Origin of the sequence: Draconibacterium sediminis, from assembly GCF_000949475.1 — a bacterium.
In the GTDB taxonomy this organism is placed as follows: domain Bacteria; phylum Bacteroidota; class Bacteroidia; order Bacteroidales; family Prolixibacteraceae; genus Draconibacterium; species Draconibacterium sediminis.
Genome location: NZ_JRHC01000005.1, coordinates 53,278 through 66,133, shown reverse-complemented (window position 1 = coordinate 66,133; position 12,856 = coordinate 53,278). Strand labels below are relative to the sequence as shown.

The 12,856-nt window shown below is 41.4% G+C and carries 10 protein-coding genes; 5 read left to right on the top strand and 5 right to left on the bottom strand.

Annotation, left to right across the window (positions count from 1 at the left end; translation table 11 throughout):
* Positions 1-47: 47 nt before the first annotated feature.
* The gene (gene aspS, locus LH29_RS17040) at positions 48-1,805 is read right to left on the bottom strand and encodes an aspartate--tRNA ligase (RefSeq protein WP_045032135.1); all 1,758 of its coding nucleotides are present in this window, start codon (positions 1,803-1,805) and stop codon (positions 48-50) included.
* A gap of 268 nt (positions 1,806-2,073) precedes the next feature.
* Here aspS and LH29_RS17035 point away from each other — a divergent pair, with 268 nt between their 5' ends.
* Both LH29_RS17035 and LH29_RS17030 read left to right on the top strand, forming a co-directional pair.
* The gene (locus tag LH29_RS17035) at positions 2,074-2,520 is read left to right on the top strand and encodes a nucleoside deaminase (RefSeq protein WP_045032132.1); all 447 of its coding nucleotides are present in this window, start codon (positions 2,074-2,076) and stop codon (positions 2,518-2,520) included.
* Positions 2,521-2,849: 329 nt separating this feature from the next.
* Positions 2,850-3,944, top strand: coding sequence for an acyltransferase family protein (locus tag LH29_RS17030; protein ID WP_045032130.1), 1,095 nt, complete (start codon positions 2,850-2,852; stop codon positions 3,942-3,944).
* A gap of 85 nt (positions 3,945-4,029) precedes the next feature.
* Here the strand turns inward: LH29_RS17030 and LH29_RS17025 are convergent, their stop codons facing one another.
* Together LH29_RS17025 and aroB are read right to left on the bottom strand one after the other, a co-directional pair.
* Positions 4,030-5,298: a 3-phosphoshikimate 1-carboxyvinyltransferase gene (locus LH29_RS17025; protein ID WP_232302859.1), complete on the bottom strand. Its 1,269-nt coding sequence runs from the start codon at positions 5,296-5,298 to the stop codon at positions 4,030-4,032.
* Complete coding sequence (aroB, locus tag LH29_RS17020; protein ID WP_045032126.1) at positions 5,299-6,363, bottom strand: 3-dehydroquinate synthase; 1,065 nt, start codon at positions 6,361-6,363, stop codon at positions 5,299-5,301. It abuts the gene before it with no gap.
* A 97-nt stretch (positions 6,364-6,460) separates the two neighbouring features.
* On the opposite strand from aroB, the gene LH29_RS17015 reads away from it, so the two are divergent.
* The 3 genes from LH29_RS17015 to LH29_RS17005 all read left to right on the top strand — a co-directional run bounded on the left by LH29_RS17015 (position 6,461) and on the right by LH29_RS17005 (position 9,420).
* The gene (locus tag LH29_RS17015; protein WP_045032124.1) at positions 6,461-6,913 is read left to right on the top strand and encodes a hypothetical protein; all 453 of its coding nucleotides are present in this window, start codon (positions 6,461-6,463) and stop codon (positions 6,911-6,913) included.
* 19 nt (positions 6,914-6,932) lie between these two features.
* On the top strand, positions 6,933-8,036 hold the full coding sequence (dprA, locus tag LH29_RS17010; protein ID WP_045032122.1) for a DNA-processing protein DprA: 1,104 nt from the start codon (positions 6,933-6,935) through the stop codon (positions 8,034-8,036).
* Positions 8,037-8,097: 61 nt separating this feature from the next.
* A complete protein-coding gene (locus LH29_RS17005) occupies positions 8,098-9,420 on the top strand; it encodes a DEAD/DEAH box helicase (RefSeq protein WP_045032120.1) in 1,323 nt (440 codons plus the stop codon).
* 104 nt (positions 9,421-9,524) lie between these two features.
* Here LH29_RS17005 and LH29_RS17000 read toward each other — a convergent pair whose 3' ends face one another.
* Positions 9,525-9,995 (bottom strand): hypothetical protein, encoded by a 471-nt coding sequence (locus tag LH29_RS17000; protein WP_045032118.1) that lies wholly within the window; start codon positions 9,993-9,995, stop codon positions 9,525-9,527.
* Between the two features lie 686 nt (positions 9,996-10,681).
* The gene (locus tag LH29_RS23995) at positions 10,682-12,559 is read right to left on the bottom strand and encodes a PAS domain-containing hybrid sensor histidine kinase/response regulator (RefSeq protein ID WP_052671044.1); all 1,878 of its coding nucleotides are present in this window, start codon (positions 12,557-12,559) and stop codon (positions 10,682-10,684) included.
* Positions 12,560-12,856: the final 297 nt, after the last annotated feature.

Here is a 12,856-nt window from a genome sequence, read left to right as displayed (position 1 = left end):
AAAGGAGCCCGAGAAGGCTCCTTTAAATCAATTGTATGTGGTAGAAATTACTTCTTTTCTTTCAGATTCAGTTTCAAATTCAACTCGTCTAACTGAGCTTCTGCAACTGCCGATGGCGAATCGATCATTACATCGCGGCCCGCATTGTTTTTCGGGAAAGCAATAACGTCGCGAATCGTATCCAAACCTGCAAATAACGATACCAAACGGTCGAAACCAAAAGCAATACCTGCATGTGGCGGCGCACCGAATTTAAAGGCTTTCATCAGGAAGCCAAACTGTGCTTCAGCCTCTTCTTTTGTAAAACCAAGCAGGCTAAACATTTTCGACTGCAGTTCAGAATCGAAAATACGAACCGAACCACCACCGATTTCAACACCGTTGATAACAAGGTCGTAAGCATTGGCACGTACTTTTCCCGGATCGGTATCCATTAGTTCAATATCCTCCGGTTTCGGAGAAGTGAACGGGTGGTGCATCGCGTAAAAACGTTTTGATTCTTCGTCCCACTCCAACAATGGGAAATCGACAACCCACAATGGTTTGAACACATTTTTGTCGCGTAGGCCAAGTTGTTTACCCATTTCAAGGCGCAACTCGCCAAGAGCATCCAACATGTGTTTTTTGTCGCCACTCATTACCAGGATCAGGTCGCCGGCTTCGGCTCCTGTTTTTTCTGCCCAGGCTTTCAGGTCGTCTTGCGAGTAGAATTTATCTACCGACGATTTAAACGTACCGTCTTCGTTACATTTCACATAAACCAAACCTTTGGCACCAATTTGAGGGCGTTTTACCCAATTGGTCAATCCGTCGAGTTGTTTACGGGTGTATTCAGCACATCCTTTGGCACAAATGGCACCAATGTATTCAGCCGAGTCGAACACCACAAAATCTTTTCCTTTTACGGTTTCGGTAATATCGTTGATCAGCATTTCGAAACGGGTATCGGGTTTATCCGATCCGTATTTCTCCATTGCTTCAGCGTAAGGCATCCACGGGAACTCATCCACTTCCACGTTCAATGTTTCTTTGAACATGTGGCGGGTTAATCCTTCGAACATTTCCAACACGTCTTTCTGCTCCACAAACGACATTTCGCAGTCGATTTGTGTAAACTCCGGCTGACGGTCGGCACGCAGGTCTTCGTCGCGGAAACATTTTACAATCTGGTAATATCGGTCGAAACCGGCAATCATCAACAGCTGCTTAAAGGTTTGCGGCGACTGTGGCAAGGCATAAAACTGGCCTTCATTCATACGCGATGGCACAATAAAATCGCGTGCTCCTTCGGGAGTCGACTTAATTAATACCGGCGTTTCAGTCTCAATAAAATCTTTTGAGTTCAGGTAATTACGAACGGCGTGTGCCATTTTTGAGCGTAAAACCAGGTTTTCACGTACTACATCGCGGCGTAAATCGAGGTAACGGTATTTCATCCGCAGGTCGTCGCCACCATCTGTATCATCCTGAATGGTAAACGGCGGAAGTTCTGCGGGGCTTAACACGTTAATTTCCGACAAAGCGATTTCCACCTCGCCGGTTGGTATATTTTTGTTTTTGCTCTGACGCTCGCGAACCGTTCCTTTTGCCTGGATCACAAATTCGCGTCCCAACTCCTCAAGGGCATCGGCAACGGCTTTGTCGGTATTCTCGTCAACCACCAGCTGGGTAATGCCGTAACGGTCGCGTAAGTCTACAAAAGTCATGGCTCCCAGGTCGCGGACGCGTTGCACCCAACCGGCCAGAGTTACTTCATTTCCTGCATTCTCAATCCGAAGTTCGCCACAAGTATGTGTTCTGTACATGATGTCTATCTTTTATTTACGCCGCGAAAATAGTGATATTTTGGCAATTATACCGGAAACATTTGGCAGCTTTTCGGGGAATTGTACAGCAGTTGCTCTAAAAGCGAATATATTTAGCCCCGTCCTTTAGGGCGGGGACAAAAAACATGGGACATCCAAGAATTTTTAGGATTTTTGTACTTTAATTAGAATACGAAAATCCTAAAAATTCTATCTTCATCGCGAATTTTGAAACCCCGCCCTAAAGGACGGGGCTAAATAATAAATTATGATTGAACCGTTTAACGACGAATATTTTATGAAAAAAGCCTTTGCAGAAGCTGTTCAGGCTTTTGACGAAGGCGAAATTCCGGTTGGAGCCGTGGTGGTATCAAAAGGTAAGATAATTGCACGCGCCCACAACCTTACCGAAACCCTGAATGATGTAACCGCGCATGCCGAAATGCAGGCCATTACTGCAGCGGCCAACTTATTGGGCGGAAAATACCTGAACGACTGCACGCTTTATGTAACACTGGAACCCTGCGTAATGTGTGCCGGCGCATTGGGCTGGTCGCAAATTGGCAAAATCGTTTATGGCGCCTCCGATGAAAAACGTGGTTTTAAAAAATTTGCAGCCAAAGCACTTCATCCGAAAACAGAAATTGTTAGCGGTATTTTTGAAACCGAGTGCGCTGAATTGTTGCAGGAGTTTTTTCAGAAAAAGCGGAAATAAAAGGTTAAATCGAACTCAGCAGCGGAATTAATTTATAACATATTGTCACAGTTCGACTCCGCTCACTGTGACTGTCAGGCTGAGCGCAGTCGAAGTCTGATTATTAACTCCACCAACAGGTTTTAACCATCTACCTCATCTCTTAAAACTGCATTCCCAAGCACGAGGAAAAGGTTCGAAGTCACCCACATTCGGACAAAATTCAAGTAATCGAATAATTTTAAACGGCCATCTTTCTCATCACAATATTTTTGCTAAGTTTGACTTTCTAATATTTTTAAAAACAATTTTAAGTCTATTAGAATATTTTACTAAACCAAATAAACAAAATGGCTGAATTTAAAAGACTTATTTCGCTTGACGCCTTCCGCGGATTTACAATTGCCGCAATGATAATGGTAAACAATCCTGCAACCTGGGCACATATTTATCCGCCGCTGGAACACGCCAGCTGGAATGGTTTAACCCCAACCGACCTGATATTTCCGTTTTTTATATTTATCGTTGGCGTGTCCATCGCATTGGCCTACACCAAACGACTGAACGCAGGTGTTGACAAAGGCCCGATGTACAGGAAAATCGTTTTTCGTTCGATAAAAATATTTGCAGTTGGCATTTTGCTTTGGTTGTTCCCCAGCTTTAGTTTCGAAGATGTGCGGATTGCCGGAGTACTGCAGCGAATTGCCATTGTATTTTTAGCCTGTGCCTTTTTATTCCTGAACTCGAAATGGAAAACCCAGGCCATTGTTGCCGGAGCTTTGCTTGTAATTTACTGGCTCGTGATGATGTTGATACCTACTCCCGGTTACGGAAAAGTAATGCTGGAACCCGGTGCCAATATTGCTGCCTGGGTCGACAGCAAATTCCTGCCCGGTTATTTGTGGCAGAAAACATGGGATCCGGAAGGACTGCTAAGTACATTTCCGGCCATCGCCACCGGAATTACCGGAATGCTGGCTGGTCATTTGGTGCTTAGCAAACTACCTGCTGAACGAAAAGTAATTTACCTTTTCGCCTTTTCGTTTTTTGCTTTTATTATCGGCTATTTCTGGAATTATATCTTCCCAATCAATAAAAATATCTGGACCAGTTCGTTTGTAATGGTTACTTCGGGACTGGCAGGAATGGTTTTAGCTGTGAGTATCTTTTTTGTGGATATGCTTGGCCGTACACGTTTAACCAAACCAGGAATTATATTTGGCTCGAATGCCATCGCCGTTTATGTACTGGCCGATGTGTGGCGCCTGCCTTTTTATTCCTGGAAATTTGGTGGAAGCAGCTTAAACAACCACTGGATGAGTATGTTTGAAAACACCGGTTGGAGTATGGAAATGGGCAGCTTTTTGTATGCCGCCCTGTTTATTGGCTTCAATTTTATTCCGGCCTGGATCCTTTATAAGAAGAAGATATTTATAAAACTATAAGATATAGAACGCTGATGACACTGATACAAATGATTTTCACAGCGTTTTATCAGCGATTATCTTCTCAATCAGCGTCACCGGCGTTCTAATCCGCTTCAATCGAAAAACCCACCTGTTTCAGGTCTTCCCAAAAACCGGGGTACGATTTGGTAACCACCATCGGATCATCAATTCGCATCGAAAAGCCCGCTAAAGCCATTGGCGCAAAAGCCAGTGCCATGCGGTGATCGTGGTAGGTATTTATAATTGGATTTTCTTCCTGTTGTTCCTGATCAAGTTTTCCATCCCAGGCCAGTTCTCCAAACTGAGGTTCGGCTATGGACGCTCCAAATTTTGCCAACTCGTTTTGCAGCGCCGTAATCCGGTCAGTTTCTTTGATCTTCAGGGTTTTTAAACCTGAAAAGTGAAACGGAATATTTTTAGCCACACACAAACACGCCATGGTTTGCGCCACATCGGGATTTTCAATAAAATCAAGTACCAGTTTCTCCGGCTGACGGTTTTTGTGTTTTTCCAACAGAACACCCTCTTCTTTTTGTGTTGAAGTAACTCCAAACTGCTCAAACCAGGCGGCAATGTTGGCATCGCCTTGCAAACTATCGAGTAACAGATTCTCCAGCAATAGCTCACCATTGTCAACCAGCGCCATAATCTGGTACCAGTACGAAGCACCCGACCAGTCGGCTTCGCAGGTAAAATCGAGGGCAAAATATTTTTGCTCCGGCACAAATATCTCGTTATCGTCCCAGCGGTACTGAATGCCAAATTTTGCCATCAATTCCAGCGTAAGTTTTATGTATGATCGTGATGTGACATTGCCTTTCAGCTTTAAAGTCAGTCCGTTTTCAATGGTTGGAGCAATTAGTAAAAGCGCCGAAATATATTGGCTCGAAACACTTCCATCCAACTCAATGGTTTGCCCTTTTAAATGCGAACCCAAAATCTTCAGCGGCGGACAGCCTTCAGTCCCCAGGTACTCAATTTGTGCACCCAGTTTATTTAGCGCATCTACCAAAATAGAAATGGGGCGTTGCTGCATGCGCTCCGATCCGGTTATCTCCCACTCGCCAACAATTTTTGCCAGAAAAGCGGTAAGAAAACGCATCGCGGTTCCCGCATGCCCGATATCGAATTTATTGCTGTTTGAAAACAATGCTGCCGTCAAAACTTTTGTATCGTCACTGTCCGACAGGTTTCGAATCGGATACGGGCTGTAACTTAAAGCATTAATAATGAGTGCCCGGTTGCTTATACTTTTTGAAGCCGGAAGATTAATTGCTCCCTTAATTTCTTTTATTTCGGTAGTTACCTGGTAAATCATGTCAGAAGTAATAAAATGAATTCCGTCTGTCAATTACAGACTTTTATAGAATTTAAGCGCCTCCAGAATCAGTTCTTTGCTGCAATTCTGGTTGATGGCAATTTCGCCAACTTTTGGAAGCAGGGTAAAATTAATTCGCCCTGATTCGTTCTTTTTGTCGTGCGTCATCAATTGATACAAAGCTTCAAAATCGGTCTCTTCAATTTCGAATTTGCCGTAAATATCCAACATCCATTTGGTCAGCTCATCGCAATCGGCTTGCGGAAAACCACACATTTTCACCGACAGGAACAATTCGGCGATCATGGCATAAGCAACAGCGTAACCATGCAAAACGGGCCGGTTCTGTTTCATGGCCAGACTTTCGAAAGCATGACCAACCGTGTGCCCGAAATTCAGTGCTTTTCGAATATTGTTTTCGGTAAGGTCGTTGGCTACGAAATATTCTTTCACGTTTACCGAGTGGCGGATGATTTCCTGTAACAGATCGTAATCAATAGTATCGAAATTAAAATCTTTCAGCTCTGCCAGGTGTTCCGGACTGTGAATCAGTCCGTGTTTGATCATTTCGGCAAACCCCGAAATAAAATTGTTACGATCGATGGTTTTCAAAAAATCGGTATTTATAAGAACGGCAACCGGTTCTTTAAATACGCCAATTTCGTTTTTTAATCCGTTAAAATTAAACCCGGTTTTCCCACCCACCGAGGCGTCAACCTGCGATAACAAGGTTGTTGGCACATTCAGAAAATCAATTCCGCGTTTAAAAGTGCTGGCTGCAAAACCGGCAAGATCGGTAAGCATTCCTCCACCAATATTAATAAGTAAGGATTTGCGGTCGCCCTCGTTTTCCGATAAAAACTGCCAGATGGTTTCAACCGAACCAATTTTTTTATTGCGCTCTCCGGCCGGAACAACAACTTTTTTAATGTTGTTTTCTGCCAGAAAATTATCCAGGTTGGCTACCCAAAGTTTATCAACGGTTTCTTCGGTAGCAAGAAACACTTTGCCCTTTGGATAGTTATCGATATAAGCCTGAAGTTCCTGTTCCAACTTTCGGCTGTAAATTATTTTAGAGTAAATTTTTGAATTTCCCATAAGTAGCTGCTAAATTGCGATAAAGTTACAATAAAAATGGCATTGCCTTTTTTTAAGGGTGCCCGTGGCAATAGTTTTAGATATTTAATAACGAACGATGACAATAAAAAACACCGAAAAGGTTTCGAAGATCAAAAAAATATTCTTCCTGGTTTCCATACTAATTGCGCTGGGTATTCTGGCGCTGTTTTTACTCGACCATGTTCTGCTTGCACTGGCCGGGTTGGGCGTTTTCTCCATGTGGTACCTTTATTTTCATGTGGCCGATTATCAATACATCGAATATTCCGACGATGCAGACAAAATTATTCTTCGCTATTACAAAGTGATCAGTTTTACCGGAAAGGCCTATAATTCCATTGAATTTCCCAAGTATCGTTTAAGAAAGGCGCTTTTCGAAGATTCATTTTTTGGTAAATTATCCGATTTAACGCTTGTAATAAAAACCGATCGGGGAATAGCCGAATACCCGGTTGTTAGCCTGGCTGGCTTAACTATCGAAGACCGCGAACGTATTCAGGAATCGCTAAATTCAATCATAAAAAACTAAGCCCGAACTCCCTGCACTTATGAACGAAGACCTTAAATACAAAGTGGCACTATCGATGCTTCCCAATATTGGAGGTATTCTTGCCCGCAACCTGGTTGCCTATATTGGCAGCGCCGAAGGTGTTTTTTCGCAATCGGCCAAAGCATTAACAAAAGTTCCCGGAATTGGAGAAGCTTATGCCCGCCAGATAAAGAAAAACAATGTGCTGCCACTGGCAGAAAAGGAACTGGAGTACATTGATAAAAACGGAATCGACATCCATTTTTATACCGACGCCACTTATCCACGCCGGCTAAAAAGTTGTGTTGACGCACCACTTATTATTTACACCAAAGGGAACATGAATCTCGATACTGAGCGGGTAATCAGCATTGTGGGTACGCGTAACGCCACCGAATACGGTCGGACAATAGTAGAAAATCTGTGCCGTGAATTTGCCGAACGAAAATACAATATTTTGATCGTTAGTGGTTTGGCTTATGGTATTGATGTACAAGCCCACCGTTGTGCCCTGAACTACAATCTGCCCACCGTTGGCGTTATTGCTCATGGGCTCGATACGCTTTACCCGGCCATACACAAACAAACGGCGGAAAAAATGCTGGAATGTGGTGGAATTGTTACCGATTTTCCGAGCAACACCAAAATAGACCCGGCTAATTTTATAAAACGCAACCGTATTATTGCCGGATTGGCCGATGCCACAATTGTGGTGGAATCGGCCCAAAAAGGAGGCTCGCTCATTACTGCCGATATTGCCTCATCGTATAACCGCGATGTTTTTGCGTTCCCGGGCCGCGCAGGCGACACTTACTCAAAAGGCTGTAACCTTCTGATAAGAAATAACGGAGCGACTTTAATTGAAGGCATCAACGACCTGGAATATTTTATGGGTTGGGAAAAACCCGATAAAGTTGACGCCGTGCAGTCGAGTTTGTTTATCGATTTAAATCCCAACGAACAAAAAGTAGTTGACCTGTTAAAAGAAAAAGGCGAACTTTTTATCGATCAGATTTCGGCAGAAATAAAACTTCCGGTAAGCCGTATTTCAGCCACAATGTTAAACCTCGAATTTAAAAACCTGGTGCATGCGTTGCCCGGTAAAATGTACAAATTGAGGTAAGTCGGCTTTATTTTCTAATTTTGCACCGAAACAGAAAACGTTGTTTTCTAAATTTTATAGAATGAAGAAGACTTTTGAAGATTTAAAAGTTGCAAAATCGATATTAAAATCGCTCGACGATATTGGTTTTACTACGCCAACACCCATTCAGGAAAGAGCTATTCCGAAAATAAATTCGGGGGTGAATATTGTTGGTGTGGCCCAAACCGGAACCGGAAAAACGGCGGCTTACCTGCTTCCCTTGCTATCTCGTTTAAAAAAGCCGGAAGGAGTTGATCCGCGTGTAGTAATTCTTGTTCCAACACGCGAATTATCGATTCAGGTGGGTGAAGATATTGCAGAATTAACTGGTTACTCGGAGTTGCGCCATGCGGCGGTATTTGGAGGTATTGGCTGGACAAAACATGCTGCTTTGCTGGAACCGGGAATTGATATTCTGGTTGCCACACCGGGCCGTCTGTGGGATTTGTACCAGGTCGGTGCGCTGCGGTTAAAAAAGGTAAAATACCTGGTAATCGACGAAGCCGACCGTATGCTCGACATGGGATTTATCCCTCAAATCAAACAACTTCAGGAAATTATTCCGTCGCGCAGGCAAAACCTGTTGTTTTCGGCTACCTTCTCGGAAAAGATTGAAAAGCTTGCAGAAGAATTTCTCGATCACTACGATAAATTGGAAATAGCACCATCGGCCACTCCGGTTGGTTTGGTAACACAAACCTGCTATAAAGTTCCGAATTACAGAACAAAACTAAACCTCATCAAACACCTGCTTCAGGATGAAGAGAAATTTACGCGTGTGGTAATTTTTGTGAAAACAAAAGAACATGCCGAGGGTGTTTACAAAGTGGTTCAGCGAAAAGCGGAAGGCGAAAAACGGATTCTCCATTCGAACAAAGCGCAAAACTCGCGTATTAATTCCATCCAGGCATTTAAAAGTGGTGAAGTTCGGATATTAATTACTACCGATGTTTCGGCGCGTGGTATGGATGTGAGCCAGGTGAGCCACGTAATTAACTTTGATTTACCGAATGATTACGACGACTATATCCACCGTATTGGCCGAACTGCTCGTGCCGGAAATAAAGGAGACGCAATTACCTTAATCGATCCGGCGGCAGAGTGGCACTGGAAAAAGATTGAAAGTTTGATGCGCCAGGAAATTCAGCTTTTGGATTTACCCGAAGGTATAGAAGTTGTCGAATCGGAGTTTAAAGAAAGCCAGGATATGCTGCGCGAGATCGACCGTCAGCGCAAAATTGACGATCCTACGTTCCAGGGCGCTTTTCATCAGAAAAAAAGAAAAGGCTCTTCAAAACGTTCGTTCGAAGATAAATTTTCGCGCACAAAAGAGCGCCAGAAACGGAAGAAAAGAAAAAAGTAACAGTATAAAATTGCCAACGATGATTTTCGTTGGCATTTTTGCTTTTTGGGCGATGGTTACATGTTCGTTAAGGCACATAGTTTACAAAGTTAAAGTCACATCCTTTACACAATTCTCGGACTTAACCTTGTTGTTGATTCTTTATAACTTAAGTCATTTTGATTAAAGTATCCTAAAAGTGCTAAACCAATTCCGATAAGAAAACTTATTCTTGCTATCCATTTAGTTTTAGGATACTCTTTAAGCATTTTTTCAGCAAGTTCTAAATCTATTTTGGATTTTCTTAGTTCTAAATATTTCCTTTCTTTCTCTTCAGATTCTATTTTTGAGAAACCTCCTGAATTAAGAAATGATTCAATTAATCCGGAAGGTCTTATTTTAAGCGGTGAATTTTGTAGGCTTATTACTTTTATTAGCTCCGGTCTTTCATTAATTATTTCTTTTATTAAAAATTCAATTTCTTCTTTATTTTTATTTTTAAGTATAAACGAATTCAATGATTCGGATGTATAGAAAGTGTTTTTATCTCCAATACCGTTATTAATGGTTCTTAATATTAAATCCTTTTCATTCATTTTTCTTCATCTTCTTTTTCAAACTGAGTGATAACTATGTTGTATGTAAGTAAAAACCTTACAACACACCCAAACACCGGAATTATTATCAGGTTTAGGCATACAATATCTAATTTTGTAAATGCTATTTTCTGTTGTTATTACAGGGCGTGTATTCACGAATTTAGGTTTTGGTGTTATAAAACTAAACATATTTTTTATGTTTCAGGTAGTTAGGGGATAAAAACCAGTAACATAAACTTTCGGTGCTGTGTGGCGTAGGGGAAAATATGGTTGAGATGAAGCGCGACAGCTGTTGCCAACGAAAAACTGGATGAAACCTTTACCCTTTTGTCTGTCGACATTTTCCCTTAAGAAGGGAAAACCGTTCTGATGTAATGCCACAATTTTAATTGTAAAGCTGCTGGTAGCCGGCTCCCCTGCCGAGGGGAGCTCCCGACAGGGTGAGGGGTAAAGGGATCGAATTAAATACTTACCCTTTTGTCCCCAACGTAAAGTACGGGATTTGGCTGTGGCCGATTTTCAATTCGCACGCTCAACTGTCGACATTCCTGCCTATCGGGAGGCAGATTCCCTTAAGAAGGGAAAACCGTTCTGATGTAACGCCGAAAGCAAACCGCAACAGATTTGATAAAATGTAGCAACTTTAAAACATTAACTGCCTGCCCCATGCTATACACACCATGTTAAATGCAATTTTTAATGTTGCTTTCAATCCTTTCCAGAATCTCAGCCTTTTTAATTGGTTTTGCAATATAGTCGTTACAGCCTGATTGAAATGCTTTTTCTCTGTCGCCCGACAAAGCATAGGCTGTTTGGGCGATGATAATTACATCCTTGTTAAACTCGCGAATTCTTTTTGTGGTTTCATGGCCGCTTATTCCCGGCATTTTCATGTCCATTAAAATAATATCAAAATCGGCCTGATTTTTACATTCTTTAATAGCAGTCTCCCCGTTATTGGCATGGGTAATTTTTTCAGCAATATCATATAACATGGTCTTAAGCAAAATGGCAGAAGTTCTGTCGTCTTCAACAATCAGTATTTTGTATTTTCGTTTAAGCCCATTTTGTTTCTGTTCCTGCGTCGAATCCGGAGCACTATTTTTTACTACGTTCGAAACCGGTAAAGTAAAATAGAATTCAGTCCCCACTCCTTCTGTTGATTCCACCCATATTTTGCCATCAAGCATTTCAACATACGATTTTGCTATTGCCAGCCCCAGACCCGAGCCTTCAAATGCTCTTTTGTCTTTAATGTCGGCCTGCTCAAAACGGCTAAAAATAGCTTTTTGCCGATTTAAGGGAATACCTATTCCGGTGTCTTTAATACAAAATTCAATAAATCCGTTTTTTGTGATATGACTAACCGTTATACTTCCCTGCTCGGTAAATTTGATGGCATTTTTAATAAGGTTGGTAAGAATCGATTCAAATTTCGCCCTATCGGTGGTTACGAATATTTCGGCCCCGGGCATTTTATTTTGATAATTTAGCGTTAATCCCTTTTTTTGAGCCTGAACCTGAAAAAACGAGAGGATATCTTTTAATATTCCGCTTACACTAATTTCCGATTTTCTTACCTCCATAATACCGGCTTCAATTTTCGACATTTCCACGATATCGTTTACCGTATTCAGCATTCGCTCGCCACTTTGATGAATAATCTGAATATATTTTTCCTTTGTTTCATCATTCAAGTCAGGATTTAAAAGCAAACTTGTAAATCCGAGAATACCATTCATCGGTGTTCTGATTTCGTGGCTCATATTGGCGAGAAATGCCGATTTCAGACGGTCACTTTCTTCGGCTTTTTCTTTGGCGGCTATAAGCTCATTTTGCGATTTTTTCATTTCACTTACATCAATGATAAAACCGTCATAACTTATGGTGTTTCCATTTTTATCTTTTATGGCTCGCGCAGTCATTAAAACCCAAATGGCACTACCGTCTTTTTTCCTGAATTTTATTTCAAGATTTTTAATTTTTGAACTTTTCGCTGTATCGTATTTATTGATTAATTTTTCTCTTTCATCACCGGAAAAGTAGAAATCAGATATATTCATTGCGAGTAACTCATCGGCATCATCATAACCCAGAATGTTTGCCAACTCCTCGTTTGCAAGGATAAAGTCGCCATTTCTTCGGGTTTTGTAAAAACCAATAGGTGCAAAATCAATGATATTCTGGTATTTTCTTTCGGAGATTTTACGTTGTGTAATGTCTCTCAAAACGACAAGAAAAGCCGGTTCGCCCTCAAAAACAACCGATACGGCTGATACTTCAACATCAATATAATTCCCGTTTTTAAACCTGGCACCCGATTCGTATTTTAATGGCTGATTTTCGCCGTTTTGATTTTTAAGCGACAGGGAATAAAGTTTCTCTAACTCATTATGCTGTACAATTTCCGTAAACTTCACCCCAATTAGTTCAGATAAATTATACCCCGAAAACTCCAATAACCCCCGATTTGCATACTTAATTATCCCATTCTGTATTATAAAAATACTGTCGGTAGATAAATCAATCAATGCTTTTGTAATGTTTATATCGTTTTTCATCTTCCCTGTCAATAATTTAAATTCTGAACCAAGCTTAAATCAGTGTCATAAAAGACCATGAGTTTAAAACTTTAATACCACAATTACAAGAATATAATGAATACTCGTGAACTTGCTGTTATTTTTTAATCGCATTTATGGCTTTGTATATAAAAACTCATTCAATCTATTGTCTCGCAGCGTTATATACACGCGATAAAGGTAACCATACCGGATCTATTTCGGTTATTTTATCGTTCTCTGTTTGCAAGATTTAGTATTGTGTATCGCGCATTACATTTTCAACACACTAAAACG